Annotated in this window: 31 protein-coding genes; 24 read left to right on the top strand and 7 right to left on the bottom strand. The window is 55.3% G+C overall.

Annotation, left to right across the window (positions count from 1 at the left end; genetic code table 11):
* The first annotated feature begins 114 nt into the window (after positions 1 to 114).
* Positions 115 to 672 (top strand): GTP cyclohydrolase I FolE, encoded by a 558-nt coding sequence (folE, locus tag C7445_RS05370; RefSeq protein WP_208320849.1) that lies wholly within the window; start codon positions 115 to 117, stop codon positions 670 to 672.
* Positions 673 to 682: 10 nt separating this feature from the next.
* Here folE and iadA read toward each other — a convergent pair whose 3' ends face one another.
* Together iadA and C7445_RS05360 are read right to left on the bottom strand one after the other, a co-directional pair.
* Entirely contained in the window at positions 683 to 2,017 is a 1,335-nt protein-coding gene (gene iadA, locus C7445_RS05365) for a beta-aspartyl-peptidase (RefSeq protein ID WP_134159026.1), read from the bottom strand.
* Between the two features lie 197 nt (positions 2,018 to 2,214).
* Positions 2,215 to 2,826 (bottom strand): superoxide dismutase, encoded by a 612-nt coding sequence (locus C7445_RS05360; protein ID WP_134159025.1) that lies wholly within the window; start codon positions 2,824 to 2,826, stop codon positions 2,215 to 2,217.
* Between the two features lie 171 nt (positions 2,827 to 2,997).
* On the opposite strand from C7445_RS05360, the gene fabI reads away from it, so the two are divergent.
* Positions 2,998 to 3,774, top strand: a complete 777-nt coding sequence (gene fabI / locus C7445_RS05355) for an enoyl-ACP reductase FabI (RefSeq protein WP_134159024.1) — start codon at positions 2,998 to 3,000, stop codon at positions 3,772 to 3,774.
* Between the two features lie 64 nt (positions 3,775 to 3,838).
* Here the strand turns inward: fabI and C7445_RS05350 are convergent, their stop codons facing one another.
* Positions 3,839 to 4,906, bottom strand: a complete 1,068-nt coding sequence (locus tag C7445_RS05350) for a quinone-dependent dihydroorotate dehydrogenase (RefSeq protein ID WP_134159023.1) — start codon at positions 4,904 to 4,906, stop codon at positions 3,839 to 3,841.
* A 131-nt stretch (positions 4,907 to 5,037) separates the two neighbouring features.
* On the opposite strand from C7445_RS05350, the gene C7445_RS05345 reads away from it, so the two are divergent.
* The 12 genes from C7445_RS05345 (at position 5,038) to C7445_RS05290 (ending at position 14,623) form a co-directional block, all read left to right on the top strand.
* Positions 5,038 to 5,586: a sigma-70 family RNA polymerase sigma factor gene (locus C7445_RS05345; protein WP_243834974.1), complete on the top strand. Its 549-nt coding sequence runs from the start codon at positions 5,038 to 5,040 to the stop codon at positions 5,584 to 5,586.
* Complete coding sequence (locus C7445_RS05340; RefSeq protein ID WP_134159021.1) at positions 5,583 to 6,572, top strand: hypothetical protein; 990 nt, start codon at positions 5,583 to 5,585, stop codon at positions 6,570 to 6,572. The genes C7445_RS05345 and C7445_RS05340 overlap by 4 nt, the downstream gene beginning before the upstream one ends.
* Positions 6,573 to 6,587: 15 nt before the next feature.
* Entirely contained in the window at positions 6,588 to 6,854 is a 267-nt protein-coding gene (locus tag C7445_RS05335; protein WP_134159020.1) for a hypothetical protein, read from the top strand.
* Between the two features lie 114 nt (positions 6,855 to 6,968).
* Complete coding sequence (gene ald, locus C7445_RS05330; protein WP_134159019.1) at positions 6,969 to 8,081, top strand: alanine dehydrogenase; 1,113 nt, start codon at positions 6,969 to 6,971, stop codon at positions 8,079 to 8,081.
* 44 nt (positions 8,082 to 8,125) lie between these two features.
* Positions 8,126 to 8,434 carry a metal-sulfur cluster assembly factor gene (locus C7445_RS05325; RefSeq protein ID WP_134159018.1) on the top strand — a complete coding sequence of 103 codons (309 nt, stop codon included), beginning with the start codon at positions 8,126 to 8,128 and terminating at the stop codon, positions 8,432 to 8,434.
* Positions 8,435 to 8,632: 198 nt separating this feature from the next.
* Positions 8,633 to 9,418, top strand: a complete 786-nt coding sequence (gene sufC / locus C7445_RS05320; RefSeq protein ID WP_134159017.1) for a Fe-S cluster assembly ATPase SufC — start codon at positions 8,633 to 8,635, stop codon at positions 9,416 to 9,418.
* Positions 9,419 to 9,431: 13 nt separating this feature from the next.
* Positions 9,432 to 10,709, top strand: coding sequence for a SufB/SufD family protein (locus tag C7445_RS05315; protein ID WP_134159016.1), 1,278 nt, complete (start codon positions 9,432 to 9,434; stop codon positions 10,707 to 10,709).
* Positions 10,706 to 11,938: a cysteine desulfurase gene (locus C7445_RS05310; RefSeq protein WP_134159015.1), complete on the top strand. Its 1,233-nt coding sequence runs from the start codon at positions 10,706 to 10,708 to the stop codon at positions 11,936 to 11,938. Before C7445_RS05315 ends, C7445_RS05310 begins: the two co-directional genes overlap by 4 nt.
* On the top strand, positions 11,925 to 12,368 hold the full coding sequence (gene sufU / locus C7445_RS05305; RefSeq protein WP_134159014.1) for a Fe-S cluster assembly sulfur transfer protein SufU: 444 nt from the start codon (positions 11,925 to 11,927) through the stop codon (positions 12,366 to 12,368). The genes C7445_RS05310 and sufU overlap by 14 nt, the downstream gene beginning before the upstream one ends.
* A 57-nt stretch (positions 12,369 to 12,425) precedes the next feature.
* Entirely contained in the window at positions 12,426 to 13,823 is a 1,398-nt protein-coding gene (gene sufB, locus C7445_RS05300) for a Fe-S cluster assembly protein SufB (RefSeq protein WP_006447378.1), read from the top strand.
* Positions 13,823 to 14,134: a non-heme iron oxygenase ferredoxin subunit gene (locus tag C7445_RS05295; protein WP_134159013.1), complete on the top strand. Its 312-nt coding sequence runs from the start codon at positions 13,823 to 13,825 to the stop codon at positions 14,132 to 14,134. The genes sufB and C7445_RS05295 overlap by 1 nt, the downstream gene beginning before the upstream one ends.
* Before the next feature lie 54 nt (positions 14,135 to 14,188).
* The gene (locus C7445_RS05290; protein WP_134159012.1) at positions 14,189 to 14,623 is read left to right on the top strand and encodes an RrF2 family transcriptional regulator; all 435 of its coding nucleotides are present in this window, start codon (positions 14,189 to 14,191) and stop codon (positions 14,621 to 14,623) included.
* 33 nt (positions 14,624 to 14,656) lie between these two features.
* Here the strand turns inward: C7445_RS05290 and C7445_RS05285 are convergent, their stop codons facing one another.
* On the bottom strand, positions 14,657 to 14,938 hold the full coding sequence (locus C7445_RS05285; RefSeq protein WP_040289799.1) for a hypothetical protein: 282 nt from the start codon (positions 14,936 to 14,938) through the stop codon (positions 14,657 to 14,659).
* A gap of 141 nt (positions 14,939 to 15,079) precedes the next feature.
* Between C7445_RS05285 and C7445_RS05280 the strand changes: the two genes are divergently transcribed.
* The 9 genes from C7445_RS05280 to C7445_RS05240 all read left to right on the top strand — a co-directional run bounded on the left by C7445_RS05280 (position 15,080) and on the right by C7445_RS05240 (position 23,958).
* Positions 15,080 to 15,619: a peroxiredoxin gene (locus C7445_RS05280; protein WP_134159011.1), complete on the top strand. Its 540-nt coding sequence runs from the start codon at positions 15,080 to 15,082 to the stop codon at positions 15,617 to 15,619.
* 122 nt (positions 15,620 to 15,741) lie between these two features.
* Positions 15,742 to 16,191: a redoxin domain-containing protein gene (locus C7445_RS05275; RefSeq protein ID WP_134159010.1), complete on the top strand. Its 450-nt coding sequence runs from the start codon at positions 15,742 to 15,744 to the stop codon at positions 16,189 to 16,191.
* Positions 16,192 to 16,380: 189 nt separating this feature from the next.
* A complete protein-coding gene (locus C7445_RS05270) occupies positions 16,381 to 16,773 on the top strand; it encodes a hypothetical protein (RefSeq protein ID WP_134159009.1) in 393 nt (130 codons plus the stop codon).
* A complete protein-coding gene (locus C7445_RS05265; RefSeq protein WP_134159008.1) occupies positions 16,773 to 17,177 on the top strand; it encodes a hypothetical protein in 405 nt (134 codons plus the stop codon). The genes C7445_RS05270 and C7445_RS05265 overlap by 1 nt, the downstream gene beginning before the upstream one ends.
* A 34-nt stretch (positions 17,178 to 17,211) precedes the next feature.
* Entirely contained in the window at positions 17,212 to 18,084 is an 873-nt protein-coding gene (locus C7445_RS05260; RefSeq protein WP_134159007.1) for an inositol monophosphatase family protein, read from the top strand.
* Positions 18,085 to 18,107: 23 nt separating this feature from the next.
* The gene (locus tag C7445_RS05255; protein WP_134159006.1) at positions 18,108 to 19,637 is read left to right on the top strand and encodes a nicotinate phosphoribosyltransferase; all 1,530 of its coding nucleotides are present in this window, start codon (positions 18,108 to 18,110) and stop codon (positions 19,635 to 19,637) included.
* Between the two features lie 80 nt (positions 19,638 to 19,717).
* The gene (locus tag C7445_RS05250) at positions 19,718 to 20,686 is read left to right on the top strand and encodes a 4-hydroxy-3-methylbut-2-enyl diphosphate reductase (protein ID WP_134159005.1); all 969 of its coding nucleotides are present in this window, start codon (positions 19,718 to 19,720) and stop codon (positions 20,684 to 20,686) included.
* A gap of 485 nt (positions 20,687 to 21,171) precedes the next feature.
* Positions 21,172 to 22,767, top strand: a complete 1,596-nt coding sequence (locus tag C7445_RS05245) for an APC family permease (RefSeq protein ID WP_134159004.1) — start codon at positions 21,172 to 21,174, stop codon at positions 22,765 to 22,767.
* Between the two features lie 87 nt (positions 22,768 to 22,854).
* Positions 22,855 to 23,958, top strand: coding sequence for a M24 family metallopeptidase (locus tag C7445_RS05240; protein WP_243834973.1), 1,104 nt, complete (start codon positions 22,855 to 22,857; stop codon positions 23,956 to 23,958).
* 47 nt (positions 23,959 to 24,005) lie between these two features.
* Here C7445_RS05240 and C7445_RS05235 read toward each other — a convergent pair whose 3' ends face one another.
* Genes C7445_RS05235 through C7445_RS05225 form a run of 3 tightly spaced genes read right to left on the bottom strand, consistent with a single transcriptional unit; the run spans position 24,006 to position 25,128 of the window.
* Complete coding sequence (locus tag C7445_RS05235; protein WP_134159003.1) at positions 24,006 to 24,326, bottom strand: DUF1811 family protein; 321 nt, start codon at positions 24,324 to 24,326, stop codon at positions 24,006 to 24,008.
* Between the two features lie 17 nt (positions 24,327 to 24,343).
* The gene (locus tag C7445_RS05230; protein ID WP_243834972.1) at positions 24,344 to 24,796 is read right to left on the bottom strand and encodes a sporulation membrane protein YtrI; all 453 of its coding nucleotides are present in this window, start codon (positions 24,794 to 24,796) and stop codon (positions 24,344 to 24,346) included.
* Positions 24,793 to 25,128: a YtrH family sporulation protein gene (locus C7445_RS05225; RefSeq protein WP_134159002.1), complete on the bottom strand. Its 336-nt coding sequence runs from the start codon at positions 25,126 to 25,128 to the stop codon at positions 24,793 to 24,795. The genes C7445_RS05230 and C7445_RS05225 overlap by 4 nt, the downstream gene beginning before the upstream one ends.
* A 157-nt stretch (positions 25,129 to 25,285) precedes the next feature.
* On the opposite strand from C7445_RS05225, the gene C7445_RS05220 reads away from it, so the two are divergent.
* Entirely contained in the window at positions 25,286 to 25,498 is a 213-nt protein-coding gene (locus C7445_RS05220) for a hypothetical protein (RefSeq protein WP_134159001.1), read from the top strand.
* Positions 25,499 to 25,605 lie beyond the last annotated feature (107 nt).

Genomic DNA, 25,605 nt, shown 5'->3' with positions numbered 1-25,605 from the left:
GCCACGGCCGCAGATGCAGGGATTGGACAGGGAGGTAACACAGTGACGACGTCTCATGTTGACACGAATGATAAGCAGGAGGCGATATTCGCGTTGGACAAGCCTCGGATCGATATGGCTCGCATCGAACAGGCCGTACGTACCATCCTGGAAGCGGTCGGGGAAGATCCGGATCGGGAAGGCCTCTTGGACACGCCCGCTCGTGTCGCGCGCATGTACGCAGAAATCTTTGCAGGGTTGCACCAAGACCCAAGGGAAGAATTGAGCGCACGTTTTCACGTCGAACATGGCGAGATGGTATTGGTGCGGGACATTCCGTTCTATTCGATGTGCGAGCACCATCTTCTCCCGTTCTTTGGAACGGCGCACGTCGCGTACTTGCCACATGCGAATGTTGTGACAGGCCTCTCCAAATTGGCTCGCCTTGTCGATGTCGTCGCGAAACGTCCACAAGTGCAAGAGCGAATGACGAACAAGATTGCGGATGTGTTGGCCACCGAATTGCAGGCCGAAGGCGTATTGGTGGTTGTCGATGCGGAACATCTGTGCATGAACATGCGCGGTATACGCAAACCGGGCAGCCGTACCATGACCCTGGCTGCCCGCGGTCGCTATGAGGAAGATGCGCGGATGCGCGAAGAGGTGCTACAGATGATCCGCTACCGCGCCTGAGAACAAAACTTTAGCAGCAGTAATGGCGACGACGCGACTGCTGCTGCCGTTCATTACGGTCAGGAAACGCGTCATCGTCTTCTCGAGATGGGTCAATCATCGGACGATCGCGCCGATCGTCCCGTGTGCCTGCTTGCTTGCGCGAGTCGGGTGAGCCAGGCACGCGGGATGCGTCCTCGAATGTGCCAAAGACTGTCGGTTTGCCATCCTCGACAACGGATTTCCCTTTTGCAAACACCCGTTCAATCTGGAATTGCTCATCGCAGATGACCAAATCCGCGTCGCAACCAGGCTGGATTTTCCCTTTATGGCGAAGCTTCAGCACGCGTGCCACATTGCGCGTGACGAATGAAATGGCCTGTGTTACGGGCATTCCTTCCTCGCGAATCAAGTCTGCCGTCTCCTCCCAGAGCGTCGCGACGCTCCCAATCCCCATGGCGACGAGTTGTCCTTGTTCGTCGAAGATAGGCGACGAGCCATTGCTGTCCGAGCTCATCGTAATATAGGCCTCGTGCACGCCAGCATCGAGCAATTTGACAATCGCCTTCGATGGTTTCACGGAGATATGGTCGTGATCGTCCGGGCGAATGCCGGATGTGACGTCGCAAAGGCCGCCAGCCTTTCCCCACTCGATAGCAGCCTCCAAGAGGCCGGGGTTGCGATTGAGGTGTGTCGGAACAAAGACCGTTCGCGGCAGTTGTGTACGCTCTGCAACGCGATGCAATAAATCCAAGTGGTCGTTGTCGTCGCCCAGGTGAAAGTGCACGACGCCAGCTTTCCCGGAAAGCAGGCCACCGACATGAGCCTCGGATGCGAGCTCGGCAATCTCCTGTTCGTCCGGGTGGCTCGACCGAGAGTCAGAGATGGCGATTTCGCCGACCCCCAAGACTTTATCGATGAGCACGATGTCCGAGCGCGGCGTCCCGGTGATGGTCCGCGTTGGAACCTGATAGGCGCCGCAGTAGATGTAGGTCGTAATGCCTTCAAAATCGAGGCCATTCGCTTTGGCTAGAAGTTCTTTCGTGCTTCTGGTTACCCCATCTGTGCCAAGCACGCCCACAGCCGTGGTGACGCCTGCAACGGTCAAGTGGGAGAGGGAGATTTCCGGTGTTCGGTAGTGAAAGCCACCTTCGCCGCCGCCTCCAGCCATATGTACGTGTTGATCGATCAGGCCAGGGAAGACGTACTTTCCATCGAGATCGATCACGTCGACGTCGACACTGCCATGTAGCGATAAATCGCGACCGATGGCGAGAATATGCCGATCGCCGAGTAGTATGTCCTGAATACCCATTTCTTTCGGAGCAAATATGCGGGCATTGCGAAGAATGGTCAATACGCTCATGGATGAATCCTCCTACAGGGGATACTGTTGAACCCCGAACGCGTGGAATTTGGGGCGGTGGCGAAATTCATTTGAAGGATAGTGTGCCCGTTTCAAAATCTCCCATGAGCCTGGAGGATACGTGTGGTCTACCGAACGAAAACAGCCACCGTCTGCTATCTGACGGTGGCTGCTTGCCGATGTATATCGCAAAGCGGTTAGGCAAGTGCGGCTTCGTAGTTTTTGTTGGCCTGATCCCAGTTGACGACGTTCCAGAAAGCGGCGATGTAATCTGGGCGCTTGTTTTGGTACTTGAGGTAGTACGCATGCTCCCAAACATCGAGCCCGAGCACAGGCTTTTTGCCTTCCATGAGGGGGTTGTCTTGGTTCGGTGTGCTCATGATGGCCAGCTTGCCATTGTCGACGACCAACCAAGCCCAGCCACTGCCAAAACGGCCAGCCGCAGCAGCTGCGAACTGCTCTTTGAAGGCATCAAAGCTGCCAAACGTTTGGCGGATGGCATCGCCAAGTTTGCCGGTTGGCTCGCCGCCGCCGTTGGGTGAAAGAAGCTGCCAGAACATACTGTGATTCGCATGGCCACCGCCATTGTTGCGGACGGCAGTGCGAATATTCTCTGGCACAGCGTCGAGATTGCTGATCAGTTGCTCGACGGTTTTCGATTCGAGATCCGCGTGACCCTCGATAGCCTTGTTGACATTCGTCACATACGTACCGTGGTGACGGTCATGGTGAATCTCCATCGTCAGGGCATCGATGTGCGGTTCCAGCGCATCGAAGGCGTACGGCAAAGGTGGGAGTTGGTATGCCATTGCGCAAACCTCCTTAAAAGTCAGATCAAAATCCTCTAATATTGTAGCGCAGAAGCTTGGCAATTTCCAAATTTCCAGTGAGCCAAGCGAGAAAATCTGAGTTCCGCTGTTTACCGTTGTCCGCATAGATGGTATACATGGAGGAAGATTTGTAGTGAAAGGAAGATCCGTTTGACTTTGCTGGCAGGAAAGACCGTCGTGATCATGGGCGTTGCCAATCGCCGCAGCATCGCTTGGGCCGTGGCGGAATCCGTTCGACGCCTGGGTGCCGATCTGATATTTACATACCGCAGTGACCGCGCTGGTGAACAGTTGCAAAAACTGTGTGCCGACGCGTTTCCGGACATGGAGCCCTGTATTGTTCCATGCGACGTCAACGACGATGCGTCCATTGAGCAGGCGTTTGCCGAAATTGGGGGCCGTACGGATCGCGTTCACGGGCTGGTGCACTCCATTGCCCATGCGCGCGTGGAAGATCTTCAAGGCGAGTTTGTTCAGACGTCGCGCGATGGCTTCTGGTTTGCACACAGCACCAGCGCCTATTCGCTCGTCGCCGTCAGCCGCGCGGCTCGCCCCTTGCTTGCCGAGGGCAGCAGCATTGTGACGATGAGCTATCTGGGAGCGGAGCGGGCGGTTCCCAACTACAACGTGATGGGCGTGGCCAAAGCGGCGCTCGAGTCCGCGGTGCGCTATTTGGCTGCCGATCTCGGCCCTGCCGGTATTCGCGTGAACGCCATTTCCGCGGGCCCGATTCGCACCCTTGCGGCCAAAGGTGTGCGTGGTTTTAACGATGTGCTGCACGCCGTCGAGGAACGTTCGCCCTTGAAGCGCAACGTGACTGCGGAAGAGGTGGGGGACGCAACGGCGTTTCTCGTGAGCGACTTGAGCAAAGGCATTACGGGCGAAGTCATTCATGTCGATGGAGGATACCACACGGTGGGCTTTTAAGTGGCGGGTATTTGAACATGTGGAGGCCGCAGGAAAGTATGCTGCGGCCTGCAACGAGTACTTGCTAGGACCGAAGATCCGCGCCAATAGCCTCCTGAATGTGGGTAAAGCCGTCCGCTTTCAACAGATCGTCCAGCCCTTCTGCAATTTCCCGAACAACTTGCGGTCCGCGGTAGATAAACGAGGTGTAAATCTGCACAAGGCTGGCGCCAGCTCGAATCTTGGCATAGGCATCAGCCGCAGTGAAGATACCGCCGCAACCGATAATCGGCAATTTCCGAGCGACGGCACCGGCAAGCAGGCGCACGACGGCCGTCGAGCGGTCGGCAAGGGGCTTGCCGCTTAAACCTCCGGTCTCGGTTTGCTCTTTGCTCGTCAGGCCGACGCGCTCAATGGTGGTATTTGTGGCAATCAGACCAAGGTTCGCCGCATACGGCGAATTTGCCAAGGCTTGTCCAATCTCGATCACGCTTTCATCGGCGAGATCGGGTGAAATTTTCACAAAGACGGGCAAATTGCGGACCGCACGCACAGGTTCGATGGCGGCGAGGAGATCAAGCAAAAAGGTCACGCTTTGCAGATCTCGCAACCCCGGAGTATTGGGTGAACTGATGTTGACGGCGATATAGTCTGCGCCGTCCACGACGGCTTTGAATGCTTTCACATAATCGGAAATCGCCTGGTCATTTGGGGTGATTTTATTTTTGCCGATGTTCACTCCAATCGGGCCCCGTCGCGTTTTTATGGCACGCAGTCGACAGGCTAGGCTCGTTGCGCCCTGATTGTTGAATCCCATGCGGTTGATCAGCGCTTCATCCGACTTTAAACGAAACAATCGAGGTTTCTCGTTGCCGGGTTGTGGCAACGGCGTCACCGTTCCCACTTCCAGAAAAGAAAAACCACATTGGAACAGGCCATCGACGGCGATGGCGTCTTTGTCCAGGCCGGCTGCGAGCCCAACCGGGTGCGCAAAGGAGAGGCCAAGCACCTCCTGGGAAAGGCGGGGCGAAGGCTCCCAGGCCGGTGCGGCCAGCTTCGCGAGTGTGGGGCGTTTGGCCAGTTGGTCAAGCACAAGATGATGAGCCTGTTCCGCTGTCAGCCGAAACAAGATGAATCGCGCAAGCGGGTACATAATGTCCTCCGATCATAAATCGAGTCTGTTGGCAAGTGTAGCACGTTTTACCGAACAATCAACCGCGTGTCACGTTCCGCTCAGTGGCTTCGTCAAACGGGTAGGGAAGTGGCGTTTGAAGGGGTATGAACATGAGAAAGATGCGTCGACGGAGCTCGGCAGAGCTGCCGGATGCGGCGTTGCTCGAGCAGTGGATGGACGCATACGGTCAAGACGTCATTCGCCTTGCATATTCCTATGTTCACAACTATCACAAGGCGGAAGACATCGCACAGGACGTATTTTTGCGCGCCTGGCAAAACTACGCGAACTTTCAAGGGCAAAGTTCCATCAAGACGTGGCTGCTCGCCATTGCGGCCAATCGAGCCAAGGATGTCTTGCGCTCGTGGAGCGCTCGCCACGAATTGATCGACAGTGGCGAAGTGTTGACAAGCTTGCCTGTTACCCATGATACGGCGCATATCGTCGAGGAGAGATTGGAGCGGGACGAAGTTTGGCGGGCGGTACGCAATCTGCCGCAGATGTACCGCGAAGTCGTCGAACTGTACTACGGCAATGACCTATCGAGTGCCGAGATCGCTTCCGTGCTCGGCATTACCGATCAAACGGTGCGCACGCGGCTGCACCGTGGCCGTCTGCTATTACAGAAGGCGTTGACAAGGGAGGGAGAAGGACGATGAACGATGATGACAACAACTTGCGCGAGAGGATGAAAGGCCGAGCCGACGTGCCGTTTCGCCCGGAGCTCAAGGACAACGTCCTGGCCGCCGTCAGGGCGCAACGGTCAGAAAGGCGAACGCTGCGGCCGCGTTGGGCCTTCGTCAGCACGATGGGCGCACTTGCCGCTTGTGTTGCCATCGCGCTGACGCTCACCTTGACGGCACCCATGTCCAAAGAGCAGCAACCGGCACGTCGGCAGTCGCTTTTCCATTCCGCCGCGACGGTCGCATTTCCTCTCGCAAAAGCGCCGATTGCGATCACGAATGTCCGCATTGGAACGCTTCCCGGGGAGCCGAAAAACTCCTGCGTGATCGCGACGTTGAAAAATCTATCCAAACATCCGATCCTGGAGCCAGATGTCTTTGGGGTGCTTTCGTTTACGCCGCAAGGGGCAAGTACGGAAAACTGGTTGACGTTCGTCAACGCGCCAAGTGCGGCGATACTGCCGGGCCAGAGCGTCGAGTGGGGATTTCACCCATCAGGGCCGCATGCCGGTGGATCGCAGGCACTTGCGGAAACGCCTCACTTGGTGTTCTATTTAGCGCAAACGGTGCCGTCGCATCAGGCGGATACCATTTGGAGGGAGAGCCGTCTCGACGTGACGAACGTGCAGCTGGCGCCGCGCCCGACGGTTCCGGGCGCCAATTGGCAGTCTGTTCAGGTGAATGCGACGTTGTGGAACCATACGAGTGCGCCCATCGATCTGCGCCAGACGCGTGCTGTGATCTGGTTTTCTAAGCAGGCGGACGATAGCTTTCTGGCCGCAGATAGCATTCGCTTCTTGTTCCACATGACACCCGAAATTCCGGGGCAGAGTTGGCCAGCGGTGGTCGAACCCGGTCAACATGTTCAGGTCGCTTTTCGCGTGTTGTCGACGAACCAGTCCGACTTTTTCAGCCGCACGCCACACGTCATGGCGGTTGACGCGCCGCTTGTACAGTCCTAGTTGAGGTGACGCTCTGTGACTACGCGTTTTTCTATCTCCGAACTGGCGGAGATGTTGCATGTGCCTGTCTCGTACATTCGCCAGGCTGTCGATGCTCTGGCGAGCGACCTGACGGGGGAATCCTTTGTGTTCCAGGATCGCAATTGGCGCATTGGTCCAAGCGACGTCAAGCGCATTCAAGAGTGGATTATTGAACATCAGGACGACCTGGCGGAGGCGACGCAGCCGCGAGCTCGAAGAGTTCGATCACGCCGGGTCGCCACCCCTGACCAAGAGGCCTAAACCTGCCTTCGTTGCGTTTGGCGGTGGAGGTCAGTACACTGGAGTCGTAAGACGAGGAGAATCAGGCTCGGCTGCTTGTTGTACAGGCTGTTCGCGGCCAGGGGGAGAATGCACGTGATTATAGGTATACCGAAGGAAATCAAAGACAACGAAAACCGCGTTGCCATTACGCCAGCCGCGGGACACGCGCTGGTGGTGGCCGGGCACGATGTACGGATCGAAGCAGGTGCGGGCCTTGGCAGTGGCTTTGACGATGCGGATTACGTAGCTGCGGGTGTGACGGTTGTTCCAGATGCAGAGACGGTGTGGAAGACCTCACAGATGGTCATGAAGGTGAAAGAACCGCAGTCGGTAGAATATGCATATTTCCGGTCGGATTTGGTGCTGTTCACATACTTGCATTTGGCTCCTGAACCGGAATTGACGAGGGCCCTGATGGAGTCTGGTGTCACGGCCATTGCCTACGAAACGGTCCAGTTGGCGGACCGCTCACTGCCCTTGCTGACACCAATGTCAGAAGTTGCCGGGCGAATGTCGATACAAATCGGCGCGCACTTTCTGGAGAAGGCCCACGGGGGGCGCGGTGTGTTGCTGGGCGGCGTACCCGGAGTACCGCCTGCCCGCGTCGTGATCGTCGGGGGTGGCATCGTCGGCACAAATGCGGCGCGCGTCGCAGTCGGCATGGGTGCAGATGTGACATTGTTCGATAACAATCCAGCGCGTTTGCGCGAGTTGGACGACCTGTTTGGCGGTCGCGTGCGCACGGTGATGTCGAATCCGTACAATTTGCGCGAGCATATCGCCGGGGCGGATTTACTCGTTGGAGCGGTGTTGATTCCAGGTGCGCGGGCGCCGAAGATCGTCACGGACGAGATGGTGCAGCAGATGAATCGCGGCGGCGTTGTGGTGGATGTCGCGATCGACCAAGGCGGATCCATCGCGACGATTGATCGCATTACGACGCATAGCAATCCGGTCTTTGAAAAATATGGCGTACTGCATTACGCGGTTGCCAACATCCCGGGCGCGGTACCGCGGACGTCGACGCTTGCCTTGACGAACGCCACAGCGCCGTATGCCTTGCGGTTAGCTGCTGGTACAGAGGCGGCCTTGCGGACAGATCCGGCCTTGGCACGCGGCGTCAACGTGTACAAGGGGCATGTCACGTATCAGGCGGTTGCGGATGCTTTACAGCTGTCGTACAGTCCAATCGACAGTTTGCTGTAAGGCAGCGCTCTGGGACAATGGCGATGCATGAGAGGGGGGGCAACATGGTCACTGAAGAAGTTGTGCGCAATATGTTAATGGACGTTCTTGATCCAGAAATTCAGATTGATATCGTCAATCTGGGTATGGTGTATGGTATCGACATTTTGGAAGGCGGCAAAAAAATCAAGGTGACGGTGACCTTGACGACAATGGGATGCCCGCTGTTTGACGATATCAAAGAAGAGATTATTGAGAAGCTCTCGCTACTCGAAGGGGTCGAGCAAGTGGACGTCGAATTGACGTTCGATCCGCCATGGGACAAGGAAATGATGTCAGAAGAGGCCAAATTGGTTTTTAAGTACCTGTTTTGACAGTCCTTTCGCAAGAGCGGGTTTGTGAGTGTGAAAACCGGACGGCAGGAATTTGCCTCATGCCGCCCGGTTTTTCCATGGGAAGTTTTCGTGTTCCCTTGCATTTTCTCGCTTTTATGCTACGCTTGTGAGAGAAAGATGACTTTCGGAGTCAACATTCGTGAACCATTCTATAGATGAACAGCGAGGTTGGTCTAGGTGGGGAAACCTGATTTTCGTGTACAGAACCTGCATGTCAGTGTAGAAGGCAAAGAAATTCTCAAGGGTCTGAATTTACATATTCGCGGCGGTGAAATCCACGCGATTATGGGGCCAAACGGAACGGGCAAAAGCACGTTGGCTTCATCTTTGATGGGGCACCCGCACTACGAAGTGACCGCTGGTGAAGTCGTGCTCGACGGCGAAGACGTCCTCGCGATGTCGACCGATGAGCGAGCTCGTGCCGGTCTATTCTTGGCCATGCAGTACCCGGCAGAAGTGCCAGGGGTTTCGAATGCAAACTTTATTCGTCAGGCATTGAATGCGCGGCGCGGAGAGGGCAACGAACTGCCCGTGTTGCAGTTCCATCGGAAACTTCAAGAAAAGATGAAGGCTTTGAATATTGATCCGTCGTTTGCCGAGCGCTATTTGAATGAGGGTTTTTCCGGCGGTGAGAAGAAGCGCAACGAAATCCTCCAGATGTCCATGTTGGAGCCGCGTATCGCGATTTTGGACGAGATCGATTCCGGCCTGGACATCGACGCGTTGAAGATTGTCGCAAATGGCGTCAATCAACTGCGTTCTGAGAATATCGGCTTTTTGATCATCACGCACTACCAGCGTTTGCTCAACTATATTGTTCCGGATCATGTGCACGTCATGATGCAAGGGCGGATCGTGCGTTCGGGAGATGCCAAGTTGGCGGAAGAGCTGGAGGCGAAGGGTTACGATTGGTTGAAGAAGGAACTTGGCATCGAAGACGAGACCGTCGAGGTCGAAGCATAAGGGGGGACGCGGGATGAGCGAAGTCAATACGGCTGTTAGCCATGTTCACCGCGTCGCCCAGGCGTTGGGCGAACCATCGTCTTTGCTGGCGCTGCGGGAAGCGGCTTGGCGGACATTTCAGGAATTGCCACAGCCTTATGTCGAAAAGACGGATTTGCGCAAATTGACGTGGGAGATCGGATCGTTTTCCGAGCAGGTTGGCAAAGTCCCTGCGGAAGTTCAGGCGTATATTGATCGTTTACAGCATTCGTATGCGCTGTTCGTCGACGGACTGCCCATCGACTTTCGCTTGAGCGAGGAAGCGAAAGCGGCAGGGGTGACATATTGCACCATCCACGAGGCGCCAGAAAAGGCGGAAACGCTGTGGAAGGCGAATTTTGGAACGGTGGTTGCTGCGAACGAAAACAAGTGGACCGCGTTGAATCAGGCGCTGTTTGCCGGCGGTGTGTTTCTCTATGCACCGAAAGGGACGCACATGGAGGCTCCATTTGAAACGATTTATGTCTGGACTGGCGGCGAAGCGGGCGCCTATTCGCGCAGTCTCGTGATTGCGGGAGAACTTGCCGATATTCGATATGCGGAGACGGTGTTCGCGGCAGCGGCCGGTGCAAAAGTCGTCAATAGCCATGTGTTGGAGATTGTGGCGATGGCGGACAGCCGCGTGCAAGTGTCCACAGCGGACGCATTCCATCGTGGCTCCACGCACTTTGTGACGCGCCGTGCACGGGTTGACAAGGATGCTCACGTCCTTTGGACGGTTGCGGACACGAGCGACGGAACCTGTGTGGAACTGGTGGAAAACGAGTTGTTCGGACCGGGCGCGAAAGGCCTGGCTCGCGTCGTCGGACTGGGTCACGGTCGCTCACACGTCGAATTGACGGCAAGCATGCGGCACGTGGGGCGGCATACGGAGAGCGAGATCGTCATGCACGGTGTTTTGCGCGACAAGGCGAACACGATTTTCCGCAGCCGCACGGAAATCGTCAAGGGTGCGGTCGGGGCAGGCAGTGAGCAACACGATCGCATGATCATGATCGATGGTACGGCGCGCGCGGATGCCATCCCAATGCTGCTCATCGACGAAAACGACGTGCAGCGCTGTGGACACGCCGCGAGTGTGGGCAAAATCGATCCCACACAGGTTTATTATCTGATGTCGCGCGGCATTCCCAAGTCGATCGCGGTGCAGATGATCATCTGGGGCTATTTGCACGACACGGTCGAATCTCTCGCGAGTGAGCCGATGCGGGACTTGGTTGTGGCGCGTATCGAAAGGGAGCTTAGCCGATGAACCCGCTGGCGATCCGGGACGATTTCCCGATTTTCCAAGAGAAAATTAACGGCCACCCGCTTGTCTATCTGGACAACGCGGCGACCTCGCAAAAGCCGCGCCAAGTTCTTGATGTGCTTCGCCGGTATTACGAGAGCGAGAATTCAAACGTTCACCGTGGCGTGCACACGCTTGGCACGCGAGCAACCGAGGCATACGAAGGGGCGCGTGAGAAAATCGCCCGTTTTATCAACGCCCCGTCACCTTATCAAATTGTGTTTACACGCGGGACAACGGAATCGATTAACATGGTGGCACACGGTTATGCGCGCGCCCGCCTGCAGGCGGGCGACGAGATTGTGCTGCCGCCAAGCGAACACCACAGCAACTTGATCCCTTGGCAACAGGCAGCGCGTGCAACCGGCGCGACGTTGCGCTATTTGCCGTTACAGGAAGACGGGACCATTCGCTTGGAAGATGTCGAGGCGGCTGTGACGGATCGCACGAAAATCGTCGCGATCGCGCATGTGTCAAACGTGTTGGGCACGGTGAATCCGGTGCGTGAGATAGCTGAAATCGCACATCGACATGGTGCTGTGATCGTCGTCGATGGTGCGCAAAGCGTTCCACACATGCCGACCGATGTACAGGAACTGGATTGTGATTTTCTCGCGTTTTCTGGGCACAAAATGTTAGGGCCGACAGGCATCGGAGTCCTTTATGGGAAACCGTCGCTGCTCGCCGAGATGGAACCAACATATTTTGGCGGAGAGATGATCGACGTCGTTGAGTTGCATGAATCGACGTGGAAAGAGGCGCCGTGGAAGTTTGAGGGCGGAACACCGATTATCGCTGGCGCTATTGGGCTCGGAGCAGCTGTCGATTACTTGAGCCGTATTGGCATGGAGGAGATCGCCAAGCACGACGCCCATTTGGCAGATCTCGCCGTTCGTCGTTTGGAGGAAATCGATGGTGTGACCGTATACGGACCAGGTCCAGGCAAACCGCGGGCGGGACTGGTGACGTTTAACCTGGATGGTGTACATCCGCACGACGTCGCGACGGTGCTGGATGCTGCAGGTATCGCGGTGCGTGCCGGACATCACTGTGCACAACCTTTGATGCGCATCTTGAACGTTGGCGCGACTGCACGTGCGAGCTTTTATCTATATAACACAGAAGATGATGTCGATGCCTTTGTGGCAGCCCTGAAACAGGCGAAGGAGTTCTTTGGCCATGCAATTGGATGATTTGTACCGTCAGGTGATCATGGACCACTATCAGCACCCACGCAACCAGGGGCAGCTCGCCGATGACGCGATCGCGGTCGACTTGCGGAATCCAAGCTGCGGCGACGAAATTCGCCTGCAGCTGTTGGTGGAGGACGGTGTCGTAAAGGACGTTCGTTTTCGCGGCAGCGGCTGCTCAATCTCGATGGCGTCGGCCTCGATGATGACAGACGCCATTAAGGGTAAGTCGATTCCGGAAGCCTTGCAGCTGGCGCAAACATTTCGTGAAATGGTGAAGGGTGAGCCGGCCGATCTCGACCAACTTGGCGAGTTGGAATCGTTGCAAGGCGTTTCAAAGTTTCCGGCGCGCATCAAGTGTGCAACACTCGCATGGCAGGCGCTCGAGCGCGCAGCCGAAGCGAGCGGAGCCGATGGCGAAGCCAAGGCATGATTCAGAGTCAATAGGTCGATAGCGTATAGATTTACGATATAAAAGGAGGACGTCCAAATGGCCAAACCGTTGCCGGATATGGAAGAGTATCAGTACGGCTTTCGAGACAAGGACGTTTCGGTGGTTAAGTTCGAAAAGGGGCTGACCCGGAAGACGGTTGAAGAGATTTCGATGATGAAGAACGAGCCTGGCTGGATGACTGATTTTCGGCTTCGTTCGCTTGAGATTTTCTTGGAGAAGGGGATGCCGAAGTGGGGCGGCGACCTTAGCGAGCTCGATTTTGACGACATTACGTACTACGTCAAGCCATCGGAAAAAAAGGGTAAGACGTGGGAAGAGGTGCCCGAAGAAATTAAAAACACATTTGATCGCCTTGGCATTCCTGAGGCGGAGCAGAAGTTCTTGGCGGGCGTTTCTGCGCAGTATGAGTCCGAGGTCGTCTACCATTCGATGCGCGAAGATCTCGAAAAGATGGGCGTACTGTTCACGGATACGGATACGGCATTGCGCGAGTACCCCGAGATTTTCAAAGAGTATTTCGGGACGGTCGTGCCGCCAGAAGATAACAAGTTTGCCGCGCTGAACAGTGCGGTGTGGAGCGGCGGCAGTTTCATTTACGTGCCAAAGGGTGTTCGTTGCGAAGTGCCATTGCAGGCGTACTTCCGCATCAACTCGGAGAACATGGGGCAGTTCGAGCGCACGTTAATCATTGCTGACGAGGACAGCTTTGTCCACTATGTCGAAGGCTGCACGGCACCCGTCTACAGCACCAACTCGCTGCACAGTGCCGTGGTTGAGATCATCGTCAAAGATCGCGGTCGTTGCCGCTATACGACGATCCAAAACTGGGCTCCGAACATTTACAATCTCGTGACCAAGCGCGCCGTCGCATATCGTGATGCAACGATGGAATGGGTCGATGGCAACATCGGATCGAAGCTGACGATGAAATACCCATCCGTATACATGCAGGGCGAAGGTGCGAAGGCGATGGTTCTGTCGATCGCGGTGGCTGGCCGTGGTCAACATCAGGATGCAGGGGCAAAGGTCGTGCACAATGCACCGAATACGACGTCCACCATCGTTTCAAAGTCTATCAGCAAGCACGGTGGGAAGACCACGTATCGCGGTCTTGCGAGCTTTTCGCCGAGTGCTGTGGGCGCTAAGGCCAACATTAAGTGTGACACGCTGATCCTGGATGACAATTCGACGTCGGACACCATTCCATACAACGAAATCATGAACGACGACGTCACGCTGGAACACGAAGCGTCTGTTTCGAAGGTGAGTGAGGAGCAGCTTTTCTATTTGATGAGCCGCGGCATTTCCGAGGAAGATGCGACGCGCATGATTGTGATGGGCTTCATCGAGCCGTTCACGCGCGAGTTGCCCATGGAGTACGCCGTCGAGATGAACCGGCTGATCAAGTTTGAAATGGAAGGTTCGATTGGTTGATGGCTTGGATTAAGGTAGCCAAGGTCACCGATCTCGCAGTTGGCGAGATGATGCAAGTTGCGCTCGAAGACGAAGATATCGCCTTGTATCACACAGAAGACGGATTTTTCGCGACCTCGGACGTGTGTACGCACGCCGCACAGTCGCTGTCTGCAGGTAGGCTCGAAGGGCATATCGTGGCATGCCCGCGGCATGGTGGCAAGTTTGATGTTCGCACAGGACAGCCAACCGCTTTTCCGTGTGTGATTCCACTGGCAACATACCCGGTTGAGGTTCGAGAAGACGAGGTATGGATCGACGATGAGGCCTGATGGCCTCAGTCGATCCGGCGTCTGTTCGCCCAGCCGTGAGATAGGGGAGATTCGGTGAAAATTTCGAGCAGAACCGAATATGGCTTGCGCGCGATGGTGGCCCTGGCGATGATGGCTGGCGTCGATCGGCCTGTTCCCTTGCGGGCGGTTGCCGAAGCCGAATCGATACCTGAACCTTTTTTGGATCAAATTATGGCGAAGTTGCGCAGGGCCAATTTGGTCACCAGCGTTCGTGGCGTCAATGGGGGCTATCATTTAAGCCGCCCGGCGGAGGATATTTCCATTGGCGAGTTGGTGCGTGTTTTGGAGGGTTCACTGGCGCCCATCGCCTGCGTTGGCGAGGCGGACAGTTCCGAGTCAACGTGTGATTTGTTCGTCGGTTGCCATGCGCGTAGCGTCTGGGTGCGAGTGACGGCTGCCATCACGCGGGCGCTGGACGCGCTCAGCTTGGCCGATGTTATGCACGACGAGGTGCCGCTTCAAATGTGAGAAGCGGCACCTCGTCGCGTATCATCTTCATCCTCAGTTGGTAAACCCGAGGTCGAGTTTGGGGAGCGATTGAATGTCTTCAACTGCTGTATCTCGTGCGTGGCAAGCGTCCAAGTATTCGAGGTATACCCGCTTGATGGAAGGGTGTTTGTGCAGGATGACCGGATCGACGAGCAAGTGATGTTCATTCGCGTCGTATGAGATATGCAGGCTTGGATTGTAGCCGCAATCGCGCATTTCGTTGAGCAACGCCGCCAGTGCGTCTTTCACCCGAAAGTGGGCGTTGGACCACGAGTCTGAGCGGTAGGTTTCCATGATTTGAGTTGCTCCCTTCTTTGCTGTCTCCAGTTTGAAAGGCCATCTTATGCTTAGTATAATCAGCACGGAGGCCTTTCGCCAGTTTTTCCAGCGCGAGTCGCCTTTGTTTCGTAAACAAGCAAAAAGGAGGTTTCTCAAATGCCATTGGTCGGTCGTCCAGCTCCCGATTTTGACATGCTTTCAACGAAAAACATGGAGACCCTTGCGGAACACGTGAAGCTGTCGGATTATCGCGGTAAATGGCTCATTCTATTCTTCTATCCGGGGGACTTTACGTTTGTGTGCCCGACAGAAGTCATGGCGTTTAACGAACGTATCCAAGAGTTTCATGACCTCGATGCAGAGGTGTTGGGCGTAAGCACGGACAGCGTACATAGTCATAAGGCTTGGATTCAGTTACCACGCACACAGAATGGCCTTGGCGGTTTGAACTACCCTCTTGCTTCTGATTTTACGAAGCGTGTTTCGCGGAGCTACGAGGTGCTTGACGAAGAGACTGGTACAGCGATGCGCGGACTTTTCATCATCGATCCGGACGGCACCGTGATGTACCAAGTTTTGCACAACAATGATGTCGGGCGCAGCGTCGATGAGACCTTGCGCGTGTTGGAGGCTTTACAGGCCGGTGGTATGTGTGCTGCCAACTGGAAGCCTGGTGACAAGACGCTGTCCGTATAATACGGTTCGGACTACGGCGGGGAGTTCTGACGATGTCAGAACTTCCTTTTGCATATGCAGTGACTTCGTCAACGGTAGACGATGTTTCATCCGGGGATGTTTTACGTGAGGAGGTTATTTGTATGCCGATGCGGCTGGGAACTGAGATGCCCCCCTTGGCCGGTGCAACAGAATGGATAAACGGTGAGCCAAACATCGAAGCGGGGAAGGTGGTTTTGGTTCATTTTTGGGCCGTTTCGTGCCACATTTGCCACGAAACCATGCCAGAGGTGCTGCGCTTGCGCGACGAATATGCGGAGCATGGGCTCGTGACCATCGCGGTGCACATGCCACGAATGGAAGAGGACACGGATATTTCGCGAGTGCAAGCCGACATCGAACGGTACCGCATCACCCAGCCATGTGCCATCGACAACGGGCACAAGCTGGCAAATGCGTTCAGCAACGAGTACACGCCCGCTTTTTTTGTCTTTGGCAATGACGGTACGCTCACATTTCGAGCCGCAGGTGACAAGGGCTTTGCCAAGGTCGAACCGAAGGTCCGTGAAGCGCTTGGACTCGCTAACCTATAAGGACGTTCGGTTCGCCTTCGCCGTTGGCGTTATGCGCTGCGCGGGATAAATGTTTCGACAGCGACGACGACCAACGCGACAAAGAAGAGTACCCAAAAAAACCGACGCACGGACAACGCCCCCCAAGTGTTGCTGGTTGTTTTACAGCACAACTATCGGTATTGTAGCAAATCGGGTGCACAAGTTCACGTGCATAAGCAGATGCCGGCACCAGATTCGTCGCCATGGGCCGGCATATCAGAGGTGGGAGATGTGCGCACGTTTGATCCGCTGGATTGGGTGCACGCGTTTGACGATTACGAGATGTACATGTATGTTCGGCAGGACGGCGATGCAGACGACGGGATTTATATGCAGATGCTGCAGCGTGAGCTGGTTGATGGCGCCGAGATTTGGTCTGTGCTTTATGATCGGCGATTGACAGCGGACATTGCACAGGTGGGACTAGATCCTCAACACCCGGCTTACGAGGATGAAGTCCTGCGCAATTACTTGGCGGCACACCCGGCGGTCGTCGATGAGGAGAAGGCGTACCTAGCCGAGTGGCTACAAGGTCGTGGGAAAGCTGAAGGTGAGGCGTGATGGGGAAGCAAGCGCGTAAGCGCAGGCAGCAAGATGATTCGTTCGCGGATGACAAGCCGGTGTATGCGGCGGATCGGATGGATCCAAAGCCCAAGCGGGAGTCTGCGAAACGAGGGGACGAAGCCGAGTCGTTCTTGTTGCGCGATGCGATGAAGTCCGATGTCGCGACACGCTTGGCCGCGTTGAAGAACGCATTGGTCGAGGAAGCGCAAGCGCGGCCGGATGTGCCGCAGGCACATAAGAAGGCGAAAGCGGCGAAACGGCGCCCTGCCACGGAGCGGTTGGCAGAGAATCCGGACTTGTCGTTCGCGGAACTGTTCGATCCGGCGGACGATGACGATGTTTCGTTTGAAGAAATGTTAGCCGATTCTAAGCTCGATTGGAGAAGCTTTAAAGACGAATAAAGTTCGCGATGTTGCAGAAGGGATTGTAACTTGGATGGCAGATGTGCCACAATCAGCAATTCTCGGTACAGCGATACGGGCGGCGCTGGCTGCGGGTGAACGGATGACCGCGCGTTATCAGACGGAGCTCGTCGTCGAGACGAAGTCGTCTTTGGCAGACGTTGTGACAGATGTCGATCGCGCTTGCGAAGCGGCGATTCGCGACGAGATCCGGAAGTCCTTCCCGGAACACTGCGTACTTGGCGAAGAGGGAGTCGCGCCGGGGCGCGATGCGGCGGTGGCGGCGCTTGCCGCATGTACCGAGCAGGAGCACTTATGGATTGTCGATCCGCTCGACGGAACGACGAACTTTGTACACGGCCTGCCGCTGTCGGTCGTGTCGATTGCGTATGCCTGCAGTGGCGAGCTCGAAACAGGCGTCGTCTTTGATCCATATCGAGACGAGGTGTTTTTCGCCGTGCGTGGCGGCGGTGCACATGTATGCTCGAAAGTCGACGCGCAAGCGTGGCTCGCACAGCCCGAAGCGAAATTCCCGGGAAGAGCCATGTCCGTTTCCGGCGTCGGGGAACTTCGGCGTGCAGTCATGGCGACAGGGATGCCTGTCCGCCACCTGGAACGAGAGCGCATGATGCAGGTGGCGGCAGGGCTGATCGGCCGCGTGAAGAGCTTGCGGACACTCGGCGCGGCGGCGTTGCATTTGGCATACGTAGCCGCTGGTCGTATTGATGTTTTTTGGGAGTTCGATCTAAACGCCTGGGACATCGCGGCAGGCGCCTTGTTGGTGGCTGAGGCAGGCGGGGTCATAGAGACGCTTGACGAACAGCCGTATACACTTGCGGCACGGGACGTGGCGGCCGGATCCGATGCAGCGGTGCTGCACGAAGTGGCACGCATCATGAAGCCATGAGAACTTGCAACACAGTACTGGAGATGAACGAAGTGTCGAATGAACGGGAGCGGGCACAGCAACGGGTTGAGGAAATTGGGGCCTTGCCTGTGTATCGCGATCGAAATCTGGCTTTATTGACTGATTTATACCAATTGACCATGATGTATGGCCACTTTAAGGCTGGCAGGCACGAGCAAAGGGTTGTTTTTGATTTGTTTTATCGGAAAAACCCATGCGGCAACGGCTATGTCATTGCGGCAGGGCTGGAACAGGTCGTGTGGTACCTGCACCAACTGCACTTCTCAGAGGACGATCTCGCCTATTTGCGCTCGTTGGACATGTTCTCCGAGGACTTTCTCGGGTATTTGCGCGGTTTCCGTTTTCGCGGTGACGTATATGCGGTCCCCGAAGGGACGGTCGTGTTCCCAAACGAGCCACTTCTGCGGATCGAGGGAGCCATCGCTGAGGTGCAGTTGATTGAATCCGCGCTGCTCACGTTTGTCAATCATCAAAGCCTGATTGCGACGAAATCTCGGCGTATTGTCGAGGCCGCACAGACAAATGTCAAGCATCCGGGCAGCGCCGTGATCGAAATGGGCCTCAGGCGGGCGCAGAACGCAGATGCAGCGGTGTTCGGAACGCGCGCTGCATTCATTGGCGGCTGTGTGGCGACGAGCAATGTGTTGGCGGCCAAGGCCTATGACATCCCGGTAGCCGGTACGCAAGGGCACAGTTGGATACAGAGCTTTCCCACCGAATTGGAGGCGTTCGAGGCGTATCGTGCGGCGTTTCCGGAGAATACGGTGCTCCTCGTCGACACGTACGACGTATTGCGCAGCGGCGTGCCCAACGCCATTCGCGTGGGCCTCGCGATGAAAGAAGTCGGTCAATCATTGAAGGGCATTCGCATCGACAGCGGCGATCTCGCATATTTGTCGAAGCGCTCCCGCCAGATGTTGAACGCCGCAGGTCTTGAGGACGTTCAAATTATTGCTTCCTCCGATCTCGACGAATACACGATCCGCGACCTTCTGACGCAAGGTGCCGAGATCGATTCGTGGGGTGTCGGTACACGGCTTATCACCAGCACGGATTGTCCCGCTTTGGGGTGCGTCTACAAGCTGGTTGCACAACAATTTGGCGACCACCTGGAGCCGCGCATCAAGATTTCGGAGAATCCGAATAAGGTGACGAATCCGGGAAAGAAGAAGGTGCTTCGCCTGTACGTGGATGGTGCTGCAGTGGCGGATCTCATCGCGCTGGCTGAGGAGCAGTATGATCCGTCGCAGCCCCTGGAGTTGTTCCACCCTATTCACACGTACAAACGCAAAGTGGTGCAGAACTACGAGATCGAAGAACTGCTGGTTCCTATATTTATCGGTGGCGACTTGGTCTATGAATTGCCGCCTCTGCGTTCTATTCAAACGCGCGTCGAACAGCAGCTAAACGCGTTTTCGTCGGAAATTCGACGGCATTTGAATCCGCACGAGTACCATGTCGATCTCTCGCAGACGCTTTGGGATCTTAAGCAAAAGTTATTGCACCAGTGGCGTCATTCGGGTCAACGTTGATCACAGACGGTGTTGTGGGGCGATCCTGCCGCCAAAGTCCACTTTGGTGTATGATAAAGTCAGCAAAGGAGGGCGTGACGATGGAGGTCCTCAAAATCACACCGCGTGGGTACTGTTATGGCGTGGTGGATGCCATGGTAATTGCGAAACGAGCCGCGGAAGACAAGCGGCTTCCTCGGCCTATTTATATTTTAGGCATGATTGTGCATAACCAGCATGTGGTCGATGCGTTTGCACGCGAAGGTGTGATAACCGTCGATGGCGAGGATCGGCTGCAGCTTCTGGAAAAGGTCGATTCTGGTACGGTGATTTTTACGGCGCATGGCGTATCGCCGGAGGTCAAGCGGCGGGCTTTGGAAAAAGGCCTGCGCGTCATCGATGCGACGTGCCCGGATGTGAATCGTACACATGAGTTGATCCGTGAAAAGACGGCCCTTGGGTATGAAATCGTATATATCGGTCGGCGCGGCCATCCTGAACCGGAAGGAGCGATTGGGGTTGCACCAGGGCGCGTGCATCTGGTCGAGAGTGCGGCCGATGTCGAAGACCTGGCGCTTGCGACAGACAAGATTGTCGTGACCAATCAGACGACGATGAGCCAATGGGATACGCGCGAACTGACGGAGTTGGTCGTGCAGAAGTACCCAACAGCGGAAGTCCATAACGAGATTTGTCTAGCCACGCAAACCCGTCAGCAAGCTGTTGCAGAACAAGCGGGGGAGGCGGACGTCTGTATCGTCGTCGGTGATCCTCGTAGTAACAACTCCAATCGCTTGGCCCAGGTGGCTGAGGAAATTGCAGGGGTTCAAGCGTACCGTGTGGCTGATGTTACGGAAATCCGCCCAGAATGGATCCTTCACGCGAAAAAGGTGGCTGTTACCTCCGGTGCCAGCACACCAACCGCTGTTACAAAAGAGGTCGTCGACTTCTTGGAACGGTTTGATCCAACTGACGAGTCGACGCATACGCCTGTTCGTACGTTGCGCCCCGACAGAATCTTGCCGACGCTGCGCAGCACGGCGACGCACGGGACCGGCGGGCGATCCTGATACATGAACTCAGGATATATCTTGGGCATAGTGTTAGGTATTTTGGCCATCGCACTCTTGGTTTGGCGGTCACGCGTTTCGCGCGCTCAAAAAGGGCGTGGCTGGTTGACCTCCGCTGCGGTTTGCGTGTGGTTTGTCTGGCTTGCCTATTGTGGCTTTCTCATAGGCTACAACGCAGGCAACCACGGATTCAGCATCCTTACTTTATTGCATATTTCCAGATGACGGATGGAGCTTCACCTAAGGATGGGTGTTGGGCTCGAGAAGCCTGTTAGGACAATTGGTGTGCAGGTTCATGCGCAGGTTGGCTCGCGACCTGCGTATTTGTTGTCTTCATTTTGCGGTATTTTGCGTGGATTCGCCAAAAACCGAAAATTTTTTGTCGTCCACGTAACAGAATTGTTCGAAATGTCACTGTCCGATGATATAATAGGCCAAAGGGTCGTCGCCCTTGGCAGATATATTAACACGTTAGGGGAGAGTATATGGATCAAGGTAAATTTAAGCGAAGGCTCAGTCTTCTTGACCTATCCTTATTAGGCATAGGTTCAATGGTTGGATCTGGGTGGTTGTTTGCCTCGCAAAAGGCAGTGGGTTTTGCGGGCGGCGACGCGTGGATGGCGTGGATTTTTGGTGCCATCGCGGTCTTGCTGATTGGACTCGTGTATGGTGAGCTGGCGGCTGCCATTCCACGTGCAGGCGGTTTCGTTCGCTATCCGGACTACACACATGGCTCGTTGGTAGGTTTTCTCATCGGATTTGCCTCAATGATGGCTTATTCGTCTGTCGCTGGCGTTGAGGCAGAGGCTGTGCGCGGGTACATGTCCAGCTATGTACCGGGTCTCGAAGATGCTTCGCAAAACGTAACCATGTGGGGTTATCTACTGCAAATAGCACTTTTGGTCATTTTCTTTCTCATCAACTATTGGAGTGTTAATGTATTCGGAAAAATCAATACTATCGTGACGCTCTTGAAGTTTATCGTACCCCTTTTGACCATTATTTTGCTGCTTGTGCACTTTCACCCGCATAACTTTGCCGTTGGCGGTGCTTCTCCCGGAGGAGTGCATGGTGCAATGCAGGCTTTGACAGCCGGGGGACTGGTCTTTGCGTTCCTTGGCTTCCGACAAGCGGTGGATTTCGGCGCCGAGGCTCGCAATCCGCAGCGCGATATTCCACGTGCCATCATCATTGCTGTCATCGGTGCGTCTACCATTTACATCTTGTTGCAGATTTCATTTATCGGCGCTGTGCCTGCGAGCCACTTGGCGCAGGGATGGAGCGGTGTCAATTTTAAATCGCCGTTTGCCAACCTTCTCGAGACACTGGGTCTTGGCTGGGCTGCGGTCATCATCTATGCAGACGCCATTTTATCGCCTTCGGGCACCGGCAACATCTATTTGTCCGGAACGGCTCGCACGCTGTTCGCTTGGGCGAAAAACGGGTATTTCTATTCTGTGATTGGCAAGATTGACCCGCGTACAGGCATTCCGCGCGGAGGCCTCTGGATGACCTTGATCCTGTCTATCATTTGGACGCTTCCATTCCGTTTCAGCGCATGGAGCGGTTTGGTTGACGCGGTCACATCGGCGACGGTCATGACGTATATGATTGGCCCTGTTTCGGTAACTGCGTTGCGCAGAACGTTACCAGACCTTGTTCGTCCTTACCGGTTGAAGGGAATCCATATCATCGCACCCCTTGCATTTTTGGCTGCGTCATGGATCATTTACTGGGCAGGATGGCAGACCGACTCATTGCTTATCGGTTTCACACTGGCATCGTTAGTTTTGTACTTTGCGTTTATGGATCGCGATGCACAGACGCGCGCTCAATTGCGATCCGATTGGAAAAATGGGCTTTGGATCGTTGTTTACTACGTGTTCATTGGCGTCATGTCGTTTTTGGGGAGCTTTACAAATACGAAGGTTTATTCCATCGTCATCCCTGCCCCGTGGGATACGATTATCGTCGGTGTGGGTAGTTTGATTTTCTATTACTGGGGTGTGGCGAGTGCGTTACGCGTACCACGCATCACGGATACCGATGAAGCGGAGGAGTCGACGCTCGGTAACTTCTGAGTTAACATGTTGATGTGGCAAAAGGGATGCCCTTGTGGTGTCCCTTTTCTCGTCGGTATCAGAAAGCCGCGTTTGGAGGTTTGATCAATGAGCATGGATATGTGCGCAGAGCGCCGACGGAAGGTTGCCGATGGCCTGATGCGTACCGACATGGAAGCGATTGTACTTTCTCACCCTGCAAACTTCTACTACTTTACCGGTGTTTGGTTGGAAAGCGGAGAGCGTTTATCCGCGCTGGCCGTGTTTGCGGATGGGCGCTGTTTTGCTGTAGTGCACGAAATGTTTGCCGATCCGGCTGCAGCGATGGGAGTACCTGTGCATACATGGCGGGACGGTGAAGATCCATACCGATTACTCACGTCGCTGATGGCCGACTCACATCGTATGATTGGCGTCGATGGAACGTTGCCGGCAAGACACTTGCTCTCATGGATGCATGTATCCCAAGGGCTTGCGTTTCAATTGGGTGATGCCATGGTGAACCAATTACGTGTGAAGAAAGATCTTACAGAACTCGAGCTTTTGCGTGCTGCTTCCCGGCAGGCGGACGATGTGGTATGTGCCGTGAAGCAACACATTCGCCTAGGCGTGAGTGAACGTGAACTGGCAAGGACGCTCGAGTCGCTTTGGCAGTCCGTTGGTGCAGAGGGCATGTCGTTTCCACCTATTGTAGCAACGGGTGCACATGCGGCAGAACCTCACCATGAGCCGGGCGTCACTGGGATCGAACCCGGGCATGCGGTCATTGTCGATACCGGTGGCGTATTTCATCGTTACTGCAGTGATATCACGCGCACGTTTATTGTCGGCGAGCCATCACCACAACTCCGCGACGTTTACGAATGTGTTTTGGCTGCAAACCTCGCTGGCATTGCAGCGGTGAAGCCAGGTGTGACGCTTGGTGAGATTGACGATGTTGTGCGCGGCGTGATCGAACGTGCAGGGTATGGCTCGTATTTCACACATCGAACAGGACACGGGGTGGGGCTAGATATTCACGAAGCGCCGTTCGTTGTCGGTGGCAATGAGCAAGTGCTCGAGCCTGGCATGGTGATGAGCATTGAGCCGGGCATTTATTTGCCCGGGCAATTTGGAGTTCGGATTGAAGATTTGGTGGCGGTGACCGAAACAGGCGCAGAGGTATTGAATCAGGCGCCCAAGCGGCTGAGGGACGTCGTAATTGAACTGTGAGGTTGTGATGGAACTGTGAGGATGAGATAACGGGTTGTACGGGCCGCTTATGCGCCGTCCTCGTCTTGCAATTCGAGTTGCGCGATGGGGACGGCGGCTGTCTCACCGGTCATTTGCCGGACACCCCAGGCCATGACACCCTCGATTGCCGTCACTGTCAGGCGATCATATTCCTCAGCGATGCGATAGGTTCGTCCGATTTCGATGTCGACTTCATCCCGAATCTCGTAACTCTTAGCCAAATACCACTTGGTCATATAAACCTCGTATTCCGTCCAATTTTGGGTATCATACGCTTGCTGTCCCTTTTGCTGCAGTTCCTTCATTTCTGCCTGTAGCTGTTCTTTGGTCATTTCGCTATATAGCATGGGTTGGATTCCGCCTTTCACAGTTCCGCCTGAAGTTGCCCACGGACATTCAGGTGCAGTGTGTCATTCGTCATTATAACGACTGTGACGTGAAGGCGGTAGCGCCGCTTGTCGAGCGTGATGGTCTGAACGTCGATGATGGCAGAAGGCATATACGGGTGATCCGCCAATATCTGCATTGACTTTCCAATCAGGAAGGAAAGGCTTTGCAAAACCTGCCTTTTGATGGCCGTCTGCAAAAGGATATCCGTGCCCTGTGGGCAGTCGATTTGGATTTTGCGCAATGTGTAGCGAGATGGATCGGTTCGTTCGGCAATCAAAAATTGATTTTCGTTTTCCAGTTGATCATTGGCTTGGCGGAGCGCCTTAACCTCGACATGCATTTGATGCAGGTCGCGGCTGGTATAGGCCGTCGCGGCTGCCATGCCGGCGAGTGCACCAATCGCTAGCGCTGCGAGTGTACGTTTCACGGTTGCTCACGCCCCGTTGTGAGCCAATGGATCAAAATATAGCCCATGTGGCAGCCAAGAAATGCAGCGACCAGGTAGATGAATTGACGCACCATAGGCCCTGGATGCAGGCCGAATACACCGCGGTCGATCACGCGCAGTACGTCCATGGAGCCCCCTAACGCTGCGACAATCGCCCATACCTTCAGATCAGAGGCAAGTGTGCTCATTGTCGTATTCGGATCGTGATGCGTCAAAAGTGCGGCAACGCCTCCAAGGAGCGATCCCCCAATCACGAGCCCCATGGATACGAAAAAGTCCAAAAGACAGTTGGCGGCAATGCTGTTGAACAATGCGATCCCTCCTTGCGGCGAGTTGGTGTTTGCGCATGTCCAACGCCTACTTCAATCTACGGATGGTTGGCGGCCGATATGCTCGGCGTCGATTGGGGAACCTTTGTAACGGATCCGCAATCAGCGGCGCCTAGTTCGTTCCTGGGGAGGCAACAAGATGACTGATTCGCAAGAACAAAAAACGACGTTGGGGAGACATCCGCGCCCCGTCCATCATTCGCTGCAGTCTGAGCGCGGGCCAGATGATATGCCAGAAGAGGCGGAAAACGTATCGCCGCATCGAGACGGTCCGTCGGCGCCAGGAGATGGCGCGACACTTGCAGCGATTGACAATCCGGATGATTTCGATTTCGAAGGCGATGAAGTGTAATGGTGGCTTGCGGGGGCTTGGTCGCCCCCGCAAGCACTGTTTTCGCCATCCCGGGGCAGGTGTTATGATGGTGGAACAGGGTTTTGAAGTCTGGGAAGCGGTGAGAA

The sequence above is a fragment of the Alicyclobacillus sacchari genome, from assembly GCF_004366795.1.
In the GTDB taxonomy this organism is placed as follows: domain Bacteria; phylum Bacillota; class Bacilli; order Alicyclobacillales; family Alicyclobacillaceae; genus Alicyclobacillus; species Alicyclobacillus sacchari.
Note: the sequence above shows the minus strand (reverse complement) of the source record. Positions and strands in the feature narration are given on the sequence as shown.